Origin of the sequence: Desulfitobacterium sp. (genome assembly GCF_035539115.1) — a bacterium.
Classification (GTDB): Bacteria; Bacillota; Desulfitobacteriia; order Desulfitobacteriales; family Desulfitobacteriaceae; genus Desulfitobacterium_A.
The window spans coordinates 1-22,250 of the sequence record NZ_DATLJA010000087.1; the positions used below are offsets into that span (position 1 = coordinate 1).

18 protein-coding genes are annotated in these 22,250 nt (G+C 43.8%); 2 read left to right on the top strand and 16 right to left on the bottom strand.

The features are described from left to right. The 7 genes from VM640_RS14275 to VM640_RS14305 all read right to left on the bottom strand — a co-directional run. Positions 1-240, bottom strand: a 240-nt coding sequence (locus VM640_RS14275) for a hypothetical protein (protein WP_325393362.1), incomplete at its 3' end; no start/stop codon positions are given. Positions 241-669: 429 nt separating this feature from the next. Further along, the gene (locus VM640_RS14280) at positions 670-963 is read right to left on the bottom strand and encodes a hypothetical protein (RefSeq protein ID WP_475394581.1); all 294 of its coding nucleotides are present in this window, start codon (positions 961-963) and stop codon (positions 670-672) included. Positions 964-1,136: 173 nt separating this feature from the next. After that, positions 1,137-1,880: a hypothetical protein gene (locus tag VM640_RS14285; protein ID WP_325393364.1), complete on the bottom strand. Its 744-nt coding sequence runs from the start codon at positions 1,878-1,880 to the stop codon at positions 1,137-1,139. Between the two features lie 57 nt (positions 1,881-1,937). After that, complete coding sequence (locus tag VM640_RS14290) at positions 1,938-3,053, bottom strand: AAA family ATPase (RefSeq protein ID WP_325393366.1); 1,116 nt, start codon at positions 3,051-3,053, stop codon at positions 1,938-1,940. Between the two features lie 679 nt (positions 3,054-3,732). After that, positions 3,733-3,996, bottom strand: coding sequence for a hypothetical protein (locus VM640_RS14295; RefSeq protein ID WP_325393368.1), 264 nt, complete (start codon positions 3,994-3,996; stop codon positions 3,733-3,735). A gap of 100 nt (positions 3,997-4,096) precedes the next feature. Then, positions 4,097-7,240, bottom strand: coding sequence for an SMC family ATPase (locus VM640_RS14300; RefSeq protein WP_325393370.1), 3,144 nt, complete (start codon positions 7,238-7,240; stop codon positions 4,097-4,099). Further along, positions 7,237-8,391, bottom strand: a complete 1,155-nt coding sequence (locus tag VM640_RS14305; protein ID WP_325393372.1) for an exonuclease SbcCD subunit D — start codon at positions 8,389-8,391, stop codon at positions 7,237-7,239. The genes VM640_RS14300 and VM640_RS14305 overlap by 4 nt, the downstream gene beginning before the upstream one ends. A gap of 509 nt (positions 8,392-8,900) precedes the next feature. Between VM640_RS14305 and VM640_RS14310 the strand changes: the two genes are divergently transcribed. Continuing rightward, the gene (locus VM640_RS14310) at positions 8,901-10,721 is read left to right on the top strand and encodes a YcaO-like family protein (RefSeq protein ID WP_325393374.1); all 1,821 of its coding nucleotides are present in this window, start codon (positions 8,901-8,903) and stop codon (positions 10,719-10,721) included. A 528-nt stretch (positions 10,722-11,249) separates the two neighbouring features. Next, positions 11,250-11,444: a hypothetical protein gene (locus tag VM640_RS14315; protein ID WP_325393376.1), complete on the top strand. Its 195-nt coding sequence runs from the start codon at positions 11,250-11,252 to the stop codon at positions 11,442-11,444. Positions 11,445-11,565: 121 nt separating this feature from the next. Here VM640_RS14315 and VM640_RS14320 read toward each other — a convergent pair whose 3' ends face one another. From VM640_RS14320 to carA, 9 genes are all read right to left on the bottom strand, one after another. Beyond that, a complete protein-coding gene (locus VM640_RS14320) occupies positions 11,566-11,958 on the bottom strand; it encodes a nucleotidyltransferase substrate binding protein (protein WP_325393377.1) in 393 nt (130 codons plus the stop codon). After that, on the bottom strand, positions 11,948-12,232 hold the full coding sequence (locus VM640_RS14325; RefSeq protein WP_325393378.1) for a nucleotidyltransferase domain-containing protein: 285 nt from the start codon (positions 12,230-12,232) through the stop codon (positions 11,948-11,950). Before VM640_RS14325 ends, VM640_RS14320 begins: the two co-directional genes overlap by 11 nt. A 228-nt stretch (positions 12,233-12,460) precedes the next feature. Next, on the bottom strand, positions 12,461-13,945 hold the full coding sequence (locus tag VM640_RS14330) for an alkaline phosphatase family protein (protein ID WP_325393380.1): 1,485 nt from the start codon (positions 13,943-13,945) through the stop codon (positions 12,461-12,463). Between the two features lie 87 nt (positions 13,946-14,032). Further along, positions 14,033-14,608: an orotate phosphoribosyltransferase gene (gene pyrE / locus VM640_RS14335; RefSeq protein ID WP_325393382.1), complete on the bottom strand. Its 576-nt coding sequence runs from the start codon at positions 14,606-14,608 to the stop codon at positions 14,033-14,035. Positions 14,609-15,285: 677 nt separating this feature from the next. Further along, positions 15,286-15,963: an orotidine-5'-phosphate decarboxylase gene (pyrF, locus tag VM640_RS14340; RefSeq protein ID WP_325393407.1), complete on the bottom strand. Its 678-nt coding sequence runs from the start codon at positions 15,961-15,963 to the stop codon at positions 15,286-15,288. 105 nt (positions 15,964-16,068) lie between these two features. Beyond that, a complete protein-coding gene (locus VM640_RS14345; protein WP_325393384.1) occupies positions 16,069-17,016 on the bottom strand; it encodes a dihydroorotate dehydrogenase in 948 nt (315 codons plus the stop codon). Continuing rightward, on the bottom strand, positions 17,003-17,806 hold the full coding sequence (locus VM640_RS14350) for a dihydroorotate dehydrogenase electron transfer subunit (RefSeq protein ID WP_325393386.1): 804 nt from the start codon (positions 17,804-17,806) through the stop codon (positions 17,003-17,005). Before VM640_RS14350 ends, VM640_RS14345 begins: the two co-directional genes overlap by 14 nt. 96 nt (positions 17,807-17,902) lie before the next feature. Beyond that, a complete protein-coding gene (carB, locus tag VM640_RS14355; protein WP_325393388.1) occupies positions 17,903-21,088 on the bottom strand; it encodes a carbamoyl-phosphate synthase large subunit in 3,186 nt (1,061 codons plus the stop codon). A 58-nt stretch (positions 21,089-21,146) separates the two neighbouring features. Continuing rightward, positions 21,147-22,238 carry a glutamine-hydrolyzing carbamoyl-phosphate synthase small subunit gene (carA, locus tag VM640_RS14360; protein ID WP_325393390.1) on the bottom strand — a complete coding sequence of 364 codons (1,092 nt, stop codon included), beginning with the start codon at positions 22,236-22,238 and terminating at the stop codon, positions 21,147-21,149. Positions 22,239-22,250 lie beyond the last annotated feature (12 nt).

Genomic DNA, 22,250 nt, shown 5'->3' on the forward strand with positions numbered 1-22,250 from the left:
CTGCAACCTTTTCCCCGGACGCTTACTACCATAACTCTTTATTACAGCAGCTCGGGGCTGTTTGACAAGTCTGCCTGACTCAGTCCTCGTCGAGGGACCTACCCTCATCTCAGATGTGCCTTTCACAGCACACCAGATCCCGGCGTGCGGAACTATCGCACCGGGCTCTTCAAAAATATTCGCTTCCGTATTTCCAGCATTAAAAATCAAAGTGTAGCTGTACTTGTTTCGACTCGACAATTCTTGGCTTGGGAACTCCATATCTATTCCAACATGCGGTAAATTCGACTAGGTTAAAACTACGGCGCTGACTTCTTCGGTTGAGCCATTTGGCTCTCCTTGGTCTGAATGTATATCCAAGAAAATCAAAGGATGTATTGCCATAGTCCAATCTTCTGTCATCATCATGACATGGCGCACTTTTGCAAAAGTGGGGAATTCCTTTTGCAACTTTGTCCTATTTCATTATGCAATAAACAGCCATATTTACTAATTCATCAAGATTTATTTGAGGGGTGCGGAATACGGGTGTTAAGCAAAAACCAGCTTTAGCATAAAAGTGTTCATCGAATCCTGTAAAACCTTTAAAATCGAAGCTTTCAGCTGTGTCTTCTCTCGAGCTTAACGACTGTCTCAACGTGTGATGTTTCTGGCAAACATAACCAAGCTTTATTTTTCTCGTGAAGGTTGATGATGCACGCTTGGGACATGCGGTGGCAGGGTAATTGGATGGGAGTATCCAGGTGGTCGATGTCCCGGAATATTTGTAAGGTCTTTTGTGTCCGCTTCAAAAACCCCGGACAACGTACCATACTTCTTGATCAAGGAGTGGGCGATTTCATTCGTATCTATTCTCGGAATGGCATAGAACAACAGAAGCTCTAATATCTGATGATCTTCAAAGCCGTCCAGTCCTTCTTCGAGGAAGCGGTTTTTCAAACGATTGCGGTGGCCTTCGTGCATGGGTGGTTGTCCTTTCATTTGGTGGTGTGAGCAAGCTGGTGAATCCTGGTTTATGGTCATTTTATGGATAAAGGGGAGCTGATAATCGGACGAACTCCTTTAATTATTGAAGACAGGCATTTAGCATTCTTTACAATGTCCTCCCACTTGCATGTTTAATCCATTGCAAACACCTATATTTCTTCAGAAAGTCTACTAAATTGTTTAAACCCATTCTGAACAGTCTCGTATCTTTCCCACGGTACAGATCTTAAAAGGGACTGTCTTTGATTAAAATCATCTGCAGGGGTCCTCACTACAAATACTGTTTGAAACTTAGCCTTTGTCTTTTCCCTGCGATGACACAAATATTTCTCGTTACAGTTAATGTTATCAATAAAAGTTCTACATTGTTCGATTATAATTTTATCCGTTTTTAATTCATCTTCCTTTTCCGAATTTTCACAAAGTCCATCTAATAAAAATGTTTCAATAGCTCCAGTTTCTTCAAATGGAATAATAAGTGGCAAAAATTCTACTCTACTTACTTCTTGGCTTTCTTCTTTTAGAACATCGCTATACGTTGCCTTATTCCAAGAGTTGTGCTCTATATAGCTTGAAAATACAACATTAAAATTTTTAAACTTAACGCTTAAATCTGTAATGAATTTCTGTTCCGTACCTACTTCATCTCGGTCGCTGATGACTAAAATTCTTTCATATTTACTAAATGATCCCAGTTGATTAAGATCTAATACTTGTTCAAGTATAGTAGGAATTTTACTTACCCCTCCGGCTGATCTTATACATAAAAGACTCCCGTTAAAATGCTTAAACCATTTAACATTCCGAGCATCATCATTAAACTTGTCGATTAGTTTACTATATTTTTTATGGTCATTATTTCCAATAAATTTCCCAATTATATACCTTTTCAAGGAAATATTGAATAAGCGCTAAATCAGTATTTCCCTCACATATCACTATACTCTTCATCATCTTAACTCCATATCATAATCTTCCCTTACTTGTTGAGCTTTTTTACCTGGCAATACTCTTGCTACAGTTTGATGATCCTTTCTAACAAGTGTAATAACACGAATTAAGTCTTCCTTTTCAAAATTCGAAGCACTATCAAGTAATGAATCGACTGTCTCCAAGCTATGTGTTGTCAAAAACAACTGTACGTTAAACTCTTTACAAGCATCGATTAACCATAAGAACACTTTGGCTAAAACCGAAGGATGAATAGATGTTTCAATCTCATCTACTAACAAGATTCCATCTTTAGCTTCGGCAATTCCATTAGCTAAGGCAATAACCTTCTTAATACCATCACCATAGGTTGACAAAGGCATATAATCCAACAAAGAATTATCAATCATTTGAATTACTCTTCCGTCTTCATTCTCAATAATTCTCAAATCGGTAATGTTGGAATCAAAAAGTTTAAGAACTTCCACAACTTTGTCCTTAAGCGTTCTATTTCTAATCACTGCCCGAAATGTGTTTTTAATAATATGGTCTATTGTAGAAACAAACGTCATTTTTAAGAATGGCGTTTTTCGATTCATACGCATAATTCTGTCATACTTATGAAAACTTATCGGAATGTAACTAGGTTCGAAGCTCAATTGTCCGATGTTATTATATTGAATTTCCCCTACAAAACTGTCAATTTCTTCTCCTTCACTAATACTACCTTCTCTTAACTTTCTGCTTATCATCGAATTGTTTTTCATTTCTTCATTTATATCCATCAGCACTTTTTCAATTCGGCCTTTAATTTTAAACGTAACCTCCACATTATTCATGGATGCTGAAACAGATATAAGTAATTCATCATTTAACCTGTTGAACAAATATAAAAATGAATCTAAGAAAGATGGGCTCATGCTTGGAAAAGTTCTGGGCACTTCACGCAGCCTTGCTATACTTACCACACTTGTTAAGTCATCGGGCCTGCTAAGTAACATAATTGCTTCCAATAAGGAGGTTTTACCACAATTATTAGAGCCTACCAGGATATTGATATCTCCTAAATCCATGACCTCTAAATCTTTGATTCCCCTAAAAGTTTCAACTTTCAGCCTAGAAAGATGCCTTGCCATTGACACACCTTATTCCTTGATTAACCATATTTTCACTTACATTATTATACAATTAATAAGCCACTAAATCAGTCGAATTATAATAGCAGCCTAAAACTTTCCCAGCAAATTTCACTTATGCATACCTGCTCCTAATCTAGTTTCCATTTATAACGTCACTATTTTATCCTTTGTAGTCTGTCCCCAAAGTCCATCAGGAAACCGCTCTTCGGCACATAACCTAAGTTTTTATAGAGCCATTGTTCTGCTTCCCTCTCTTTGACCAAAAATAATCCAGTACAATAATTTTCGTGTACTTCGAACCCTCAGGATCTTCTTCTTAATTTCTGATAATATAGTCTCTATTTTAGCATATCCCGGGGGCATCCACCTACAAATATTCTTTCTTTACTATAACTGTTACCATGGAGTTGCTGACACCCGCGTATATAGTTTCTAGAGGAACTTTTACCGGCAGAGCGTGCGGCTGCTAAGATAAACTGGAAATACGCTCTTATACGAAACTGGTCTATGAGAACTATTTTAACGTAAAGAGAAACCTTGCGCCAAGTAAAATAGGGGGTTCCCATAGACGGTGACCACTTGAGCACCATAACACTTGAACTACGGATGATATGGATAACTGGAAGCTGGGCTTTTAAAAAGATTGTGGCGTAATATAAGAATAATGCGTAATAATCTACATTTGAGGGGCGAAAACAATAGCTCCTGTTATCAAAAGAAGTCCCAATGTTGCACCAATTGTGTTGAAACCGATATTTGTGTCATCCTTATGCACCTTCACAATAATACAAACTAGATTATTTACAAAATAGAAACAAGAAACTGGTAGTAGATATACCAAAAAATCCAACAGGTATTCCTCCTCTTTTATGGCATACTTCCGATAAACTGAATTACTTGGTAATTGTCTCATCTTCAACTGGCTCCAATCTTGTTGCACATAACCCTACAAATGTGCGTTATAAAACTCCGTTATCTTCTGTATTCAGCTTCGCATTATAGACAAACTGTCTGGTTCACGGATAATGGTAGGTTGCTAATTACCTCACTAAGTCAATTGTACTTCCGACGATCCCTTTTTTAACGACAACCTTCTTATCAATCCGGTCTTTCAGTTCACTGACGTGCGAGATTATCCCAACGAGCCTATTTCCAGAGGTTAAACCATTGAGCGTCAAAATCGCCTGTTCAAGTGATTCGGCATCCAAGGCTCCAAAACCCTCATCAATAAACATGGTGTCAATCTCCACCCCACCTGCGTAGCTTTGAATGACATCCGAAAGCCCTAACGCCAGGGAGAGGGAAGCCTTGAACGATTCACCTCCGGACAGTGATTTTACTGAACGAATTTTTCCAGTATAATTATCCAACACATCAAGCTCTAATCCCGATTGCGAACGATAATCTGTGGCATTCTCTTTGCGTAGAAGTTCATAGCGTCCATTAGACATGGTCGTCAACCGCTTGTTTGCTTCTGCGATAATCTGGTTAAAGTAAGATGCCTGCACAAATTGCTCAAAGGCAAGTTTTTGCTTCCCATTAAGTTCTCCGTTGGCAGTTTTTGCTAAGTTGCTGACCAACAAATAATCTTTCTCCAATTGATGGCGCTCTGTTTCAGCCTTAGTTATTCCTTTGACAATTGTCTCGTTGGTCTGAAGTCTTGCTACAACCCTATGTATCTTTTCGTCCAAGGACCCTTTTTTCAGTTGCAAAGCACTTTGTTGCTCTAAAATCTTGGCGGTATCCTTAGGTTGTTTATCTTTTGTCTCATCACTGAGCCTCAAAATCTCTGTATTTGTACTTTTATAAGCATCGCGATAGTCCGCAATTGTTTTCTTGAGTTCTGCCAGCGCTTGTTCCGCTAACAATGCTGCCTGATATGCATTCTCGTCGCTAAAACCATATTCCAGATATTTTGCAGTATAATCAGCCAATGCTGTATTTAGGGCTACGATAACAGTTTCCATACGAAGTTCCTGATCGCTAATCAGCGTCATGTCGCTGTCCAGCGTACGCTTGTTTTCCAGATAAGCATTTTCCGCTTTTTGAAGAACACGCTTTGATTCGGCTAATTTGTCGGTTGTGTCGCCAATTATTTGTTTGGCTTTTTCGATCGACGGATATTCCAATACGGCCTGAAGTGTAACAATTTCACTGTTCATAGCACTAAGGGTAACTTCGAGATTCCCTTTCTGCTCTGATTGTTGGGTATAAGCAGCTTCGGTTTGCTGAAGTGTATCCTCAGCCTGGCGCAGTTGCTCCAAACATTCTTTTTTCCGCGTGCTCTGTGCTTCCAAGATCAGCTTTACAGCCGTTTGTTCCTGCATCATTACTGTGGTTTTCGCAAGCTCTCTTTGGACAAGTAACTCCAGCTGTAACAGAGTATCCGAGATATCGTGCTCGAACACATTCTTCGCGGTTTGAAATAAATGTTCTTCGGAAGTCTCTATCTGAGCTTTTTTGCTGTTGGCTGTCTCGCTGGCCTGATGCATTATCTGCTGCTTCTGGTCTCTCTGTGCTTTCAATCTTTGAATATCAGCTTCACTTGGCGCACCTGCTGTTGGCTTAGCCTTCTGGGGGTGCTCGGTGGAACCGCAAACAGGGCAAGCAAGTCCATCCTTCAGGCTTTCTGCCAGAATACCTGCCTGCTCACGAAAGAAAGCGTTTTCTTTGTTAATGTAGTCGTCATTGGCGGCGTTATAGAGTTTCTCCGCAGTAAGGTATGCCCTTTGCAGCCCGTCATACTCCGACTGCATCTTTTGTACAGCTGTGATACCCGTGGCGATACTGTTTAACTGGGTTTCCAGAGCGCCTAAATTTGAGAGCGTATTTTTACATTCGAGGAGACGTGTTTCCACGTCACTCAGCTCATCTCGCTCCTTACTCAGCTTGTCCTTCCGCTCTGCCAGATTTTCCTTTTGTATTTTCGAGGAGGATAGTGAATTTTCAAGGGTCTGCAGGGTTTTCTCTTGCTTGTCCTTTTCCTGCTTGAGTGTCTCTACTTTGTCATATTGGGGCAAGGCATCCGTGAGTCTTAAAATATCACTGGCCAACTTCTCCCGAATTGGCTCCTTTTGCTGTTCAGTGATCAAAGCGGTATGAAGTTCTTCCACCCGAGGAGCTTGAAGAGCGATGGTTTCTCTAAGCTTTTGCATACTGCTCGTCAGTTTATCGTACCCTATTTTTTCGCGTAAATAAATATCTTCAAGGGGCTTAACGCCATGCAGTGCTTTTTCAGCAGCCTCGGCTTTTGCTTCATTTCGTACCATTTCCTCTGCTTTTTGCAGAAGTTCTCCCAGCAATTTTTGGGCAGCCTCTAGCCCCGAAAAGGATTTGTTGACATACTCCGCTTCTTTAAGTTCGGAAGCCTTGGCCATAATTGAAGTCGCTAATTCCTCCGATTGTTTCTTGTCTTGATCGCGCATTAATTGATCCTCCACAATCAACGCTTTTAAGAGCACAATAATTTGTTCCGTTCCGTGAATACTGCGGTTAGCCATCAACTCAGAAAGTTGCAGATAGTCTTTATGCTCTTCATCAAATAGAATGCCATCCCTGTATTGTAAAATGCTGCGTATGCTTTCTTCACATTGTGCATTCAAGTCTTTCTCGCTTCTCTTCAGAGCATCCTGAATTGTCTTGTAAATATCAGTATTAAAGACTTTGCGAAAAATCCCGGCACGCTCATTGCTTTCCGCGAGCAGCAACTTCAGAAACTCCCCTTGGGCAATCATCGCAATTTGCTTAAATTGCTTATAATCGATACCTAATAACTCGACTATTTTATCAGTAACCTTAGTATTTCCTGTAACTACCTCCCCGGTAGGTAAAACAAGCGTTGCATCGGCATTTTGATTGGTGACACCTGTTCCATTTTTTTTGGGGCGCTCGTATTTGGGATTACGAGTTAATTCATATTTTTTCCCCTTATGTAAGAATTCCAATTCAACATAGGTTTGGGTATCTGGGCTTGCGAAGTCGCTTCTGAGGGTATCAATTGTGCGCACAGAACCACTTGCCCCATCAAAAAGAGCAAAGGCTATGGCATCAAATATTGTCGTCTTACCCGCTCCTGTGTCTCCGGTAATCAAGAACAACCCCTCGTTCCCGAGCTGCTGAAGAGGAAGTTCGACCTGTCCAGCGTAGGGACCAAAGGCGCTCATCACTACTTTTAGCGGTTTCACTTCGCAACACCTCCCATCTGTTCTAAGACATCCTGAATAACATGGCGCTGATCCTCTGTCATTTCTAGGTTGTTTTGCTTAGCATAAAATTCTTCAAATAATTCAAGGGGACTTTTACGCGCGACATCTCCTGACGCTGCCGAATTAGAGTTAATATCCTGCCGGCTACGACTGTTTTCAAAGTCAATGCGCATCATGTTGGGATACACTTGGCGCAGTTGCCCGATAGCATCATAAACCTCATCTTCATCTGTTAAGATAGCACGGATATAATCCTGTGAAACTTTAGGCAAGGAAGCCCCAACTCGTACCAATTCTTTCAGAGGTCCCTTAATCTCCCGCATATCGCGCAAGACTGTGAGGGAGACCGTTTGAATATCCAGGGTACCTTTTTGTGCTAATTCCAGTAGGGTAACCGATTTATGTTGACGTGCCTCTGAAAACGAATATTTGAGGGGTGAACCAGCATAGCGAATCATTTCCCTGCCAATGGACTGAGGACCATGCAAATGCCCAAGTGCCACATAATCAAACGCTTTGAACACAGAAGCGTCAATGTTATCTAAACCACCAATCGCGATGGTCTCGGAATCTGAACGTTCAGGCTCCTGGCTACCACTCGTGATAAACTGGTGCGCTATCAGGATGTTTCGTTCTTTCTCGTTGATCTGGGAAGCTTCAATGATTATGTTAACTGCATCCTCATAGGATTGGATATCCTGATCCGCATAATATAGGTTTACCATAGCAGGCTTAACAAAGGGCAAAAGATAAATATTGACTGGACCAAACTCATCTTCAATGACAATATGCTTGAGCTTACCGTCAAAGGCCCCGGCAATATGCACCCCATTCTTCTGCATAATACGACTGCCAAAATTTAAGCGTTCAGGTGAATCATGATTGCCACTCACGATGAACAATTGCACCTTGCGAGAAACAAGTTCCGTTAAAAACTCGTCGAGTACTTCTACAGCCTCTCCCGCCGGAACACTTTTATCATAAATATCCCCTGCCATAAGAATACCCAAGGGCTTGACCTCATCGACTATTCGTAAGATTTCTTTTAATATATACTTCTGATCCTCTAACATGCTGAACTCGTTTATTCGTTTTCCAATATGCAAATCAGCTATATGCAACAGCTTCATGTTGTTACCTCCCTTTGTTTAAATGGCAAAAACTAACTGACTTATTAGCAAAGAAATAATACTAAATCTCTCTTTATCTTTAAATGTATAAATTCTCTATCCTTCTTCTAAGTCCTTCCAAAATCGTCAATTTTTTTATAAAGCCTGTATATATGGATTGAGAGGTTGTGAAAATATCTAAGGAGGGACAGGCTTAGAGCCAGTCCCTCCTTTCTACTCTTTTTCTATCTTAAGCTTTCATTCACCCGCGTCAATCTCGTCTAAGCTACTCTTTCTCCATTTTGCCATTCCCATAGACTTATTTATCAACCGAACGGACAAAGGAACGGTTCAAGCTATATACACCGCGTACTTTTCTTTCTTGCAAAGGCTTGTAAAAATTAAGCAGCAAGTCGCGGGCCCTTATTACCACATAATGGTACACAACCTAACTAAACAGAAGCAGGCTGCCCTGAATACACTAGTTGGAAATAATTTATGTTTTAAAGTTTAAGTAAAGGGGCGGTATTATGGATTCAATCCGTGTGAGAAAATACAAAGATGAGTTGCCTCTTAATACCATCACCAAGATTAGAAATATCCTCAACGATTTAGGAATTTTGACTGTGGAACAAGGCTGGGCACATTCTGCAGACAGCTTTTATTCTGTTACTGTTTCAGTAGCGAATACCACCCTTTCCACCAATGGCAAAGGTACAACCTACGAATATGCCCTGGCGAGTGCTTATGGCGAGCTGATGGAACGTCTGCAAAACCAGGCACCTTTTCGGCTGAACACGGATGTAAGTCAGGAGGCCATAGAATCTCTCGGTTTCTTTTATGCTCCCGATGAAAAGCAGATGAGTATTGACGAACTTTTAAACAGCAATGAGGAATGGATAAGGGAGAAACTGTCAACCCTTGATTCAAATCTGCTCAAGAGAGAACTTTTAAAAAAGTGGCAACTTATTTCCTATGAAAAGCCCTCCTGTGACTTCATCACAGTCCCCTTCTGTAATTTAAATAGCGGTAAATTATCCTATATTCCCCTGAAAATGTTGTCGAAAATGTATATGTCAAACGGCATGTGTGCCGGAAACACATCCGAAGAAGCTTTGGTCCAGGGCCTTTCGGAAGTTTTGGAAAGGTATGTTAATAAACAAATCGTCAGCGAAAGACTCACACCCCCTTCCATTCCCAAGGAATATCTAAAAAAGATCCCCCGGATAGACGAAATGATAAGCCAAATTGAGTCAAGCGGAAATTTTGAAGTAATCTTAAAGGATTGCTCATTAGGCAAGGGCTTGCCTGTCATCTGTGTTATCTTTATCAATAAAGACGACCAAACCTATTTCATAAAATTCGGTGCCCATCCCGCCTTTGAGATTGCGGCAGAACGGACTTTGACCGAACTTCTTCAGGGCCAGGACATTAAAAACATGCGGGGCGTTTGGGAATATTCTTATACACCTAATATTAGTGACGAGCATCATAATCTGATCAATATTTTTGTCAATGGCTGCGGTTGGTATCCCAATGAACTTTTCGGCCCCAATGCAAGCTATTCGTTTACCCCCTTTGCTGATGTAAGCCTGATGAATAATAAGGAAATGCTAAGCTACCTGGTAAACACACTTAAGAACATGCGCTATGACGTCTATGCCCGGAATGTCTCGTTTTTAGGGTTTCCCGCTTTCCATGTCATTGTGCCAGGATTCAGTGAAATAGAAGAAATCGATGACTTAAAAGAAATTGCAGACTATGCGCATTTTGTCAATGCCAAAAGGTTTATACGCAATATGAAGAATGCACCAAATGACGAGCTTCGAGAGCTTGCTGCTTACCTTGAAAACAAGAGCTTTGGCCAAGATACCAATGTATTACAGCTTTTGAACCTTCCGATAAATAAGCCTTTACCCTGGTACTATGCAAACATTAACCTATTTATTATGGCTCTCTATTGCAAAACAGGCGAATATGCCAAAGCTTCCAGTGTATTTGCCCGATTTTGGGGGTGTGTTCAGCTGGATTCTTTTCCTCAGTCCATGCTCACGTATTACAAATGCTTGCGGGACTATCTCGGAGCAAGGGCTGACGAGATTTCCGAGAGCGTAATCCTGGATATGCTTGGAGCATTCTATCCCCTAGCCACGGTTACAGGCATTATGGATGAAATTGGAGATCCGAAAACCATCTTCAAACATGGGCTTATCCAATGTTTTCATTGTGAAACCTGTCAGTTAAAGCCCCACTGCCCATACCAAGAGACTGTAAGGGTGTTTAGGACTCTTAAGGAAAGGTATGCAGTAAGCCCTATAAAACAAGCGGATCTTATCGATTTGTTCAATTGAAGATGATAAAGAAAACCCGGCTTTCGCCGAGCTTCAGCGATAAAGAAGACTTGGTCAGCGCCAAAGCGGTGGCCTTAGTCGCCTTATCCTGCCGAACTTAACCGCATTCATCGTAGGAAAATGAAAGCCGCTGGTTGCACTTATACTATCTGCCCCAAAATTTATACTTTCTGTTAGTATAAAGAAAACTTGGCTTACGCCAAGCCTCTGGTGTAGGCGGAAGCCTTAGTTGCACTTATGCTATCTGCCGGAAATTTATACTTTCTGTTAGTACAAAAAACATCAGCCAGTCGGTGAATTAAGGTAATTATTTCTTAGTTTCCTAATTTATATGAAATGAAAAGGCCAACATTTTCAATGCCATCTGTTACAAATCAGATATTCATGAACAGAAGGATCTAATGTTGGCTTTTTCATGCATTTCCTTATTTCATAAGAACCAAAGATTGCTTTTTCCTATTTCATTAGATTCAGAGAGATTACATTCCCGCCATGCTCGTCATAGAACGCATAGAATGCATTGAATACATGCTGGTCATGGAATGCATTGAAGTCATTGGTTTCATGGAACACATTGAATCCATGTGTGTCATTGAGTTCATGGCATGCATAGACGTCATGGAATACATTCCAGTCATGGGAGTCATGGGAGCCATAGAGGTCATGGACTGCATCGCATATCCCTTAGTTGCCATTATTTTACCTCCTCAAAAAATATATTAATAAGTTTATTACATATATATACTATTTGGTTATTTTGTTAATTGTTACCACAGTAGTAGCACATTGAATGTATTTTTCTATAATTGGAATCTCTAAATTACTCTTCGCTCTCCTTTGAATACTATTGCAGTTTCTCTAGAAGTAATTCGAATTCTTTAATATACAGACTCGATATTCTTGCCGCAATTTTCTCTGCCAGCTCCTGTTTATACATGTGCGAAGTCATATTCCTGTCATTTAGCATGAGGAGCCAGTTGTCTTCATTAGCTAAAAGCTTTTGAGCATATGCTTCTTTAATTACTGCTTTAGGAGAATTAATTTCAACAATACCGATATTTTCTAAGTATTCTTTTGTGGTTTTCCAAGCGAGTTCATAAGTAAATTCAAATCTCTGAATAACTCCATCACGTATTACATCACTGGCATCGGGCTCTTTAAACTCTTTAACGGCTTCTCTCAGTCTATGTAATGCATTTTCAAAATTGGTTAATCTAGTTAAAAACTTATGATTCATAAAGAACTATACCATCCTTTTTAATGTTTTCCATTAAGTCATCGGTAACGCTGTCATGGACAAATACAATATCAAATTTCCTAAGAGTCTCAATTTCATCTACATCAGCACAAAAATTTGCTTTATCCAAAGTCGTTAAATGTCTTTCAAAGACAGCAATATCATAATCACTCACAGGAGAATGATCTCCCCTTGCCCGTGAACCAAATAATATAAGCTTATCGATTTTGTATTTCATTGCAATTTCTCTAACTTGCTCCGTAACCTTATCCATGTCATCTCGACTCCGTTTCAATTTAATATAAAGTTCATTTACATATAATGAGAGCAAGGAATTACATGTATCTACTCCCTTGCTCTCTAGATTTTGATTTCAATAAAGTGAGGCTAGACTTATTTTATGGCATTCTAGTAGGTGCCAAGTATTCTTCAAGGAAATTATATCCAATATAAATCAAATTATCAAGTTTTGTTTCTTCGGATCTAATATTGAATCTTTACTTTAAAGCTTCTCAATCTTAAAATGCTCTAAAATAACAGAAAACAAATCGATAATCCGGGGATGCTCGAGCTGAGGAGATGCCCCTGCGATAATCATCGGAACGGTAGAATCTCCCTGTTCGAGGGAGCCGTGACTTCCTCCTCCGGGATGAATCGGTGCCCCTTCCCCCAAATATTCATACCCTGGCCGAGCTGATACAACAATGCGACATTCTGTACGTCCTTCTAAGGCAGAGACTAAACGGGAGAAAGCATCTGGGTAATCTCCAAACACGAGCCTCTCATTTTCTTGCAAATGTGCATCAACAACGTTTAAGTCTCCGTCGAAATCCCAAGTCTGTCCATACTCATCCCAATACGGCCCGCGATGGGAGAAGAGGACCTTTTTTTCGGTTCCTCCCTGGAGGACACAGTAAGAGTTGTTGCAGGTACGCCAGGCAATCTGAGCATTTCTCTCATCTTTAGCTAAGATCCCGACGACTTCCGGTAGGAGCCGTGACTGGCGCTGTAAGATGTAGATAAACGCCATTCGTTCATTAGGACAGATTGCAATCTCTTTATTTTCATCCACGTGTTCCGTAACTTTTAAGCGTTTAAACCCGCAAAGAGCACGATCTAAGTCAATCTGATATTCCTTACCAAGACCAATAGTTGACTGGGAGTGATCCCCAGTCACAATTAAAACGTTTTCATCAATTGCTTTTTCCCAGGAACCTAGGGCATCCATAACCATCGCAATCTGCTGATCCGCATGTTCAATTGCCGGTCCAGAACGAAGTGGACCGTATACATGGGAATACTTATCATTATCCGGCAGGTAAACGACTAAGAAATCTGGTTGTTTTCCCTCCAAGATGAGTTGGGCTGCAACTTTTCCGGAAAAGGTATCATTAAAGCCAAAACGGTTCAGGAGCCCTTTAGGGTATTTGAGCCATCCCCCAGAATAAGGAGGATGAATTAGCTCCCCTAAGGTTAAAAATTGTGGACCTAGAACTTTTTCACGATGAAGTTGAAAACGAGTAGCCAATGCAATAAACACCGGGAGCTTTGCCAAGTATGGATGGGCTGCCCGGTGTATGAAAAAGTTTATGTTACCCGTATTAAAGCCATTTTCTTCTAACGTTTCATGTAACGTTGAGAGCTGAGGGTTCAAATGCTCCTGGTTCAGTTTCTGAAGTAAACTTCGAATGACTTTTTCCGGTCCGAGTTTCAAGACCGTTTGCCAGGTCGCTCCGTAGTCCACAATCCGCCCGATTTGTTCGTTGTACCAAATAAAACCGGGAACAAGATGGTGATCTGCCCATTGTCCCGTCATAATCGAACTCGTCGCAACCGGAGTCATCGTCGGAAAAGATGAGACGACTTTCTCCCAGTACTTGCCGTTACGCTCTAAAAACTGAAGTGCGGGTGTCTTCCCTTCGGAGAGAAATCTTCCGAGCATAACCGGGTGAATAGAGTCAATGATGAATAGGATGACTTTCTTCATTTTTTAACTCCCCCTACCCACCATCAGTCATTTTACAGATTATTCCACGTCAATACTATCAGAAAAACCCGTTCTTGTCATTCTCTCTTAAACAGTCCTACTTCCCGGTTTAATTGCCGGAATACCTTCTGCACAAAGGGGGCAGTTTTCGGGTTCAAAGGTCTCAATCTGAATCTTTAATAAGGAGACGTGAGGAAGACCAAAATCCACTTTCCCACCACTGCGATCCACTAAAACTCCAACGCCAACGGGCTCCGCCCCTAGTTTGCGAACGACTTCCAAAACCTCTTTGACAGATCCGCCAGTTGTGATTACGTCCTCCACAACCAAAACCTTTTCTCCAGGGGAAAGTTCAAACCCACGGCGCAGTGTCATGACTCCATCTTCTCGTTCAGTGAAGAGAACCTTGGTTCCTAAAGCCCTGCCTACCTCGTGAGCGACAAGTATTCCTCCCATGGCTGGTCCAATGACCACGTCAATCCCTTGGTCCTTCCAGGCCTGTGCTAATTCTTCGCCTAAGCGTGCCGCATGTTGAGGGTACTGTAGGACTTTCGCACATTGCATATAGCGATTACTATGTTTACCTGAAGTTAAACGGAAATGGCCCTTGAGCAACGCCCCGCTATCTTCAAAGATCTTTAAAACTTCCTCTGATGTTATCATTCGTTATGTGCTCCTTCCATGTTTCGTCAGATCGGTACTTCTCTAAGTTTCTCTGAATAGACCTTTATATCTCCAGGATTTTGCTTACACCGGTCACTCAATAAGCTGTGCGGACCAAACTAATCGCTCAAGTCCTTCGCTCCAACGGGGCCTGGCCAAATCGGCGTCCTTGCCTCACTGTCCAGTTGGAAACGTCCTGTTTCCAACCCGTCTCCGCTGCGTTCTTTCTCGAAGTTTGGTAGCCGCTCGCTTAGAAGCCGCTCCCTCTTGTAAATCAAATTCCTTCGGCAGTTTCTTGGGTTTCTTGCTCTAGTGATCCCAGAAAGCTATACCCTAGCCATTCTTCGAAGCGAGTTACGATTACAGTAAGCGAGGACTTTACGTGAGCAGATACCAAGCTTGGGCAAAACTGCTCTTACTTTAGCGGGACGAGTCACACACGAAGGCCTCCGGTGACAAAATTCTCCGGTGGAGAGTTTTGGCCAAGCCGCATGCCCAAAAAGTTAGCTCAACGGTGACAGGTCGTGACTCGCCGACCGTGAGCCAAGGACGGCGAATTGGGAGGGTATCCTGCAGCTTGCATTAAGCAGTTTTGTCTTAGCTTGGTCTGCAAGCGTACGTCCGAGCGTCTGTAACGTAACTCTGCTTTCAAGAAACGAACCCTAATACATAACTTCTTAATCCCAAAGATGCTCCAACGCTTCTCTCGGATGAGCTGCTCGCGTGATCGGCCGCCCTACAACAAGATAAGAACTGCCCGCCTTAATCGCTTCCCGAGGGGTCATCGTCCGTGCTTGATCCTGGGTCTCGGTACCTGCTGGGCGAATTCCTGGAGTAATCAGCAGGAAGTCAGGTCCGCACTGTGCTCGAAGCTCCTGTGCTTCTTGAGCTGAAGCTACAACTCCAGCTAAGCCCGCCTTTTTCCCGAGCTCGGCAAGCTTGAGAACCTGCTCCTTAAGGTTTCGCTCCACTCCAAGTTCATCATGGAGCTTTTCTTCGTCTAAGCTCGTCAAAACTGTAATTCCGACAAGCTTTAGACCGTTTTCGGAAGTTGAAGATGCTTTAGCCACTTCAACCGACTCAGCCATCATCTGAAAGCCTCCGCTACAATGAATCGTCAGCAAGTCGGCTCCACAATGCGCTAAAACGCCGACCGTCCTTTTAACCGTGTTGGGGATATCATGAAGCTTGAGATCTAAGAAGACCCGAAAGCCCATTGCCTTAAGCTCCTTGATAATTTCTGTTCCCGCAATGCTATAAAGTTCTAAGCCAACTTTAACCCAGCATCCGCTTCCTTTGAGTTCCCGAGCGATTTCAAGCGCTTTATCGCGATCTTCAACATCGAGCGCCACCATGACCCGTTCATTCAGATTTGAATTCAAGCCTTTCCCACCTTTCTTGAGACTAAAAAGACCCACCAGCGTAGTTTCTCGCATAGAAAGTGAACGATCGACCCTCAATTAATGATTTTTCTTCCAGGCTCGTCCCGTGAGTTCGCTCACTGCCGAAACGCCATGGCGCTGACAGTATTCCTCAATTCCGTCTAATATCCCGAGCGGTGCGCACGGATCCACAAAATTCCCCGTACCGATGCTAACCGCACTCGCCCCCGCAAGGAGAAATTCGACTGCATCCTGCCAGGTAAGGATTCCTCCCATACCAATAATGGGCAGGTCAACAGCCTGGGAAACTTCCCAAACCATCCGAACCGCCACAGGGCGTACAGCTGGGCCAGATAAACCTCCCACGCAATTCGCTAAAATAGGGCGCTGTTTTTCAATATCAATACTCATGCCCAGAAGGGTGTTAATTAACGAAATGATATCCGCTCCCCCTCGGGCTGCAGCTTGTGCCATGGCAACAATACTCGTGACATTCGGGGAAAGTTTAGCGATAACGGGTAGATCAGTCTCGGCTTTGACCGCAGCGATCACTTGCTCGGCACTGGCTGGATCCGTCCCAAAATGCATTCCCCCATGCTTGACATTCGGGCAGGAGATATTTACTTCGAGTGCCGCAAGTCCTGAAGCTTTTTGCAAAGCTCGAGCCATTTGGACATAATCTTCAACTGAGAAACCGGAGATATTAGCAATCGCAGCAGTCGGAAGCTCCCGAACCTTGGGAAGATAAGATGAGATAAATTCCTTAAGCCCGGGGTTTTCCAATCCCACTGAATTAAGAAGTCCAGCCGGCGTTTCGGCTAGTCTTGGCACTGGATTCCCGAGCCGCGGTTCGGGGGTAATTCCTTTTAGCGTAATTCCACCCAAACGTTCGACTGGGCAGAGTTCTGCATATTCTTCGCCAAAGCCATACGTGCCCGAAGCCGTAAGGACTGGATTTTTTAAAGTAAGCGGACCTAATTTTACCTCAGTCTTGATCGTTTTTGCTAACTCTTTAGAGGGCTGCATCCCAAACGACCTCCTTTGCCCTAAAAACCGGTCCATCTTTACAGACTTTTCCGCGTCGTAGCTTCCCTTGTTCATCTCGCAAGGTACAAACGCAGCCAAGGCAGGCTCCGAGACCACAGCCCATTCGTTCCTCGAGTGAAGCCTCTACTTCAAAATTGGTTTCTTTAAAAAATTCGCTTACGGCTGCCATCATTGGCATAGGCCCACAAACCGCAACCCGACCGGATTCCGCCAGTTCATGCTTGCGAAGAAGGTCCAGAACGTTTCCTTGAACGCCCATACTTCCATCCAGCGTACTGACTTCGACAGCTATGTCTAGAGCTTGCCAAAAGCTTAGGCCTGCACTTTCCAAAAAGCTTTGATTTCCCCCGCCCCAGAATAAATGAACTGTTACACCCAGCGCTAAAGCTTCTTGGGCCAGCGGAAGCAGCGGAAATATGCCAATTCCCCCGGCAACCAGATATAAGGTTCCGCTTTGAGGGACTGTAAATCCTTGCCCCAAAGGTCCCAGGAGATTAAGCTTCTCTCCTGGTTTGGCTTGGGTTAGTACTTCCGTTCCTTTTCCCTTAAGTCGGTAAAGTAAGGTGATCTCTTGTTTATCGCGATCGATTCCGGCAATACTGATGGGTCGTCTCAGAAGAGGATCCCTGCCAGTGGAAACTTTTAAATGGACAAACTGCCCGGGTTTCACCTCTTTGGTCATTTCGATCTTCAAAACTAATCGCCAGATTTTATACTGAGGATCTCCCATCCCACCATGTTCCGTAATTATTGCATCTTCTAAAAGCATCCCGTCATCTCCATCCCTGCAGAAATACTAAAATCAACTTTCCCTGCCTATTGATTCTCATTCATAGGGTCTATATCCTTTTTAGCAAATGAATTTTTAGTGCGCACTTTCTAAGGGCATAAGGCTAGGTGAAATTGTTTCTAGTACTTGCAACCAAGCCGACGCTGTATCTAGGCTGGTAAAACAGGGAATGCCGTGCTCAACTGCCGAACGGCGAATGACAAAGCCATCACTGGCTTGTTTTTTATTATGGGTTGTGGTATTGATTACTCCCTGAATCCGTCCGGCCCGAATTTCTTCCGTAATTTCGGTCGAACCTTGGTGAAGCTTGGATACGCGTTCCACCGCGATACCTGCCTTTTTCAGTACTTCGGTTGTCCCTTCGGTTGCCAAAATCCTGAATCCTAAATCTCGAAAACGCTTGACCAGCGGCAGGCCTTCAGCTTTATCCCGATCAGCCAGGGTAACAAGCAAGGTCCCATGAGCGGCCATACTCAGCCCAGAAGCCAGTAGCGCTTTATACAAGGCTTTTTCGTGGGTCCGGTCCATTCCCATAACCTCCCCTGTAGACTTCATCTCCGGTCCGAGAGAGGGCTCCACTTGGATTAACTTGGAGAAAGAGAAAACCGGTGCTTTAACCGCATAATGTTCGGGTTTCGGCCATAAGCCTGGTTTAATCCCCAGGTCCTTGAGGGTTGAACCAAGGATGACTTGGGTCGCCAAATCCACAATCGGAACTCCCGTTACTTTGCTTAAGAAGGGTACTGTCCGACTAGAACGCGGATTAACTTCAAGTACATATACCTCATCTTGATAAATGACATACTGAATATTGAGTAAGCCACGAATTTTTAAAGCTTGGGCAATGGCCATCGTGAGTTCCCCAATGTGCTGTTGCACTGCAAGAGTCAACGTTAGCGGCGGACAAGCCGCAATCGAGTCTCCCGAATGAACTCCAGCTCGTTCTAGATGTTCCATAATTCCAGGGATACAGACGTTCTCACCATCAGATACGGCATCGACTTCAACTTCTGTGCCGACGAGATATTGATCCATCCAGATTTCCTGCCCAGGAAATTCAGCAAGCGCTCTTAGAATCACGTGTTCTAACTCGAGGGGCGAATAGACGATTTCCATCGCCCGTCCTCCTAAGACATAAGAAGGGCGGACCATTAAGGGTAGGCCAATATTATCGGCAACCTTGAGTGCTTCCTCGAGCGTTGCTGCCTGCTCACCTCGCGGTCTTTTCGCTCCGATCCCCTGTAATACCTCATCAAAAAGTCCGCGTTCTTCAGCACGGTCAATATCCTCTATACTTGTACCCAAAATTTTATAACCCCGTTGGGCGAGCGGTTTGGCCAGACCAATCGCTGTTTGCCCGCCAAACTGAACGATTACCCCCTCGGGTTTTTCCCGTTCGAGAACTGCTGTCACATCTTCCAGAGTTAGCGGTTCAAAGTAGAGTCGATCTGACGTATCAAAATCTGTGGAGACCGTTTCCGGATTATTATTGATAATGATTGTTTCCACCCCGGCCGCACGCAAGGCCAGAACGGAATGGACCGAACAATAATCAAACTCAATGCCTTGGCCAATTCGGATGGGTCCGGAGCCTAAAACGACCACCTTGCGTCGTGCTGAGGGCTCGACCTCTTGTTCCTGGTCATAACTTGAATAGAAGTAGGGTGTTACGGCTTCAAATTCTCCGGCACAGGTATCCACCATTTTAAAGACCGGCTGAATTCCCTGCTTGATCCGGAATTGATAGACCGCCTCTTCGTCACTCTGCCAGCAGTCCGCTATGACGACATCGGAAAATCCTAACCTTTTGGCAGCTAACAAACTTTTTCTCTCCCAGGGGGCCTGGCGAAGTGTGTCTGACATTTTTGCAATTTTCTCCAGGGCTCGTAGAAAATAAGGATTCCACCGGCTGAGCGTCTGAAGTTTTGCTACCTCCCAGCCCCTTCTCAAGCCCTCTGCCATAATGAAAAGCAATTGGTCATCCGGCTTTTGGCACCGCCTGCTCAGTTCTTCTTCACTTAACTCCACGAATTCCGGTAATAACACTCCGAACGTTTTAATTTCCAAAGAACGTACCGCTTTCAGCAAAGCCGTTTCCAGATTTCGCCCCAGGCCCATCACTTCGCCTGTTGCTTTCATCTGGGTCCCTAGGCTCCGATCGGCTTCCGAGAATTTGTCGAAAGGCCAGCGTGGAATTTTGACAACCACATAATCGAGCGCAGGTTCAAAACAAGCCGAAGTCTTACCTGTCACCGCATTGGGAATCTCAGGTAAAGTTTGCCCGAGGGCTATTTTAGTAGCAACCTTGGCTATCGGATAACCGGTTGCCTTCGAAGCCAGGGCGCTTGACCGACTGAGCCGAGGATTAACTTCGATCACTACATATTCTAAGCGTTCAGGATGCAAGGCATATTGGACATTACACCCGCCTTCAATTCCTAAGGCATCAACAATCCGACGGGCGGAGGTTCTTAGCGTTTGGACCTCCCGATCTGTTAAGGTTTGGCAGGGAGCAACGACGATACTATCCCCGGTATGCACCCCGACCGGATCCATATTTTCCATATGACAGACCGTTATGCAGTTTCCTGCACTATCCCGCAACACTTCATATTCAATTTCTTTCCAACCAGCGACGCTTCGTTCCACCAGAATCTGACCGATCATGCTCGCTTGAAGTCCGCCTTGGGCAATCTTCTCTAAAGTTTCTCGATCCTGGGCGATTCCTCCACCCGTCCCGCCTAACGTGTAGGCCGGACGCACAATCACGGGATAGCCAATCGACTCAGCAAACTCGACTGCAGCATCAACTTCAGCAACGATAACACTGGGCGGAACAGGCTCACCTAGCTCTTGCATGAGCGAGCGAAACTCTTCCCGATCCTCGGCCCGCTCAATACTTTGCAGAGAGGTCCCCATCAGTTTAACCCCACAACGTTCCAGCACACCCTTTTTCGTCAGTTGAAAAGCAAGATTTAAGCCAGTCTGCCCGCCCATCGTTGCCAGCAGCCCGTCTGGCCTCTCTCGTTCGATAATGCGCTCGACAAATTCCACGGTCAAAGGTTCAATATACACCCTGTCCGCTACATCTGGGTCTGTCATAATTGTCGCGGGATTCGAATTCACCAGCACTACTTCTACTCCTTCTTCTCGTAACGCCCGGCAGGCTTGGGTCCCAGCATAGTCAAATTCGGCAGCTTGTCCAATCACAATCGGCCCTGAACCTAGAACCAATACTTTTTCCCACGTTGGTTTCTCCATGTGCTTACCCCGCTTCCCTAGCGCTCATGCGCGCGCTATCTTTCTATTCCGTCAAAACTTAGCCGATTAAGCCTATCTTATGAAAAAAATCTTCAAAGATCTTATGGTTTTCCTCTGGTCCGGGAGCGCTTTCAGGGTGATATTGAACTGAGAACACGGGGTAAGTCGTATGTTCCATCCCTTCCACTGTCCCATCATGAAGATTGCGTAGAATAACTTGAAATCCGGATTGAGCAAGAGATTCTTCGCGGACTGCATACCCATGGTTTTGAGCCGTCATCGTCGCTTTTTGGGTACGACTATCCTGGACAGGATGGTTTCCTCCCCGGTGTCCGAACGGAAGTTTATACGTTTCTCCTCCTGCCGCCAAAGCGAGAAGTTGATGTCCTAAACAAATTCCGAGAATGGGTAGTTTCGGCAGAAGTTCTCGTATAGTAGCCACTATTTCCGGCAATTCGCTGGGATCTCCTGGCCCATTACTAAGAACTAAGGCCTTTGGTCGAGCCCGCAAAATTTCTTCAGCAGGTGTTGTCACAGAGAAAACCCTGATCCGGAACCCATATTCCTGTAAGGATCTTAGGATGTTACGTTTAGCCCCGCAATCCAGAACAGCCACGAAGGGTCCTTTCCCCGGAATTTCATAACTTTCGGCCGTCGTGGTCTGGTAAACCCAATGTTGATGCGGATGCCAGTTCAGTTCTCTGTTTTCCACTCTTTTCCAATACTGAAGTCCATCTTCTTCGCCGACGACCAGAACACCCGGAATGGTTCCTTGTTGCCGAATATGTCGAGTTAGAGCTCGCGTATCGACTCCTTTGAGTCCCCAAATCCCGTGCTCTTGACAGAACTCCTTCAACGACCCGTCAGCATGCAAACTTCCTTCGCCTGACGCAAGTTCGCGAACAATCAAGCCTTTTAATAATATTTTATCAGCTTCATTTTCCTCATCATGCCAACCGTAATTTCCGATTTGGGGATGAGTTAAAACCAAAATCTGTCCGGCATAAGACAAATCCGTAATAATTTCTTGGTAACCACTCATAGACGTGTTAAATACAACTTCTCCTGCTTGTTCTCCTCGCTCTGCAGGCCACGCGCCAAAACCTTCTCCTTCAAACACAGTTCTATCTTGTAATACCAAAAATGGCATCTATTATTCCTC

Bases quoted from the DNA above. Each gene is read 5' to 3' on its own strand.
- VM640_RS14280 (WP_475394581.1), bottom strand. From the start codon at position 963: ATGCACGAAGGCCACCGCAATCGTTTGAAAAACCGCTTCCTCGAAGAA.
- carA (WP_325393390.1), bottom strand. From the start codon at position 22,238: ATGCCATTTTTGGTATTACAAGATAGAACTGTGTTTGAAGGAGAAGGT.
- carB (WP_325393388.1), bottom strand. From the start codon at position 21,088: ATGGAGAAACCAACGTGGGAAAAAGTATTGGTTCTAGGTTCAGGGCCG.
- pyrF (WP_325393407.1), bottom strand. From the start codon at position 15,963: ATGGTGGCGCTCGATGTTGAAGATCGCGATAAAGCGCTTGAAATCGCT.
- VM640_RS14350 (WP_325393386.1), bottom strand. From the start codon at position 17,806: ATGCTTTTAGAAGATGCAATAATTACGGAACATGGTGGGATGGGAGAT.
- VM640_RS14310 (WP_325393374.1), top strand. From the start codon at position 8,901: ATGGATTCAATCCGTGTGAGAAAATACAAAGATGAGTTGCCTCTTAAT.
- VM640_RS14325 (WP_325393378.1), bottom strand. From the start codon at position 12,232: ATGGATAAGGTTACGGAGCAAGTTAGAGAAATTGCAATGAAATACAAA.
- VM640_RS14290 (WP_325393366.1), bottom strand. From the start codon at position 3,053: ATGGCAAGGCATCTTTCTAGGCTGAAAGTTGAAACTTTTAGGGGAATC.
- VM640_RS14305 (WP_325393372.1), bottom strand. From the start codon at position 8,391: ATGAAGCTGTTGCATATAGCTGATTTGCATATTGGAAAACGAATAAAC.
- VM640_RS14320 (WP_325393377.1), bottom strand. From the start codon at position 11,958: ATGAATCATAAGTTTTTAACTAGATTAACCAATTTTGAAAATGCATTA.
- VM640_RS14330 (WP_325393380.1), bottom strand. From the start codon at position 13,945: ATGAAGAAAGTCATCCTATTCATCATTGACTCTATTCACCCGGTTATG.
- VM640_RS14315 (WP_325393376.1), top strand. From the start codon at position 11,250: ATGCTGGTCATGGAATGCATTGAAGTCATTGGTTTCATGGAACACATT.
- VM640_RS14345 (WP_325393384.1), bottom strand. From the start codon at position 17,016: ATGCAGCCCTCTAAAGAGTTAGCAAAAACGATCAAGACTGAGGTAAAA.
- pyrE (WP_325393382.1), bottom strand. From the start codon at position 14,608: ATGATAACATCAGAGGAAGTTTTAAAGATCTTTGAAGATAGCGGGGCG.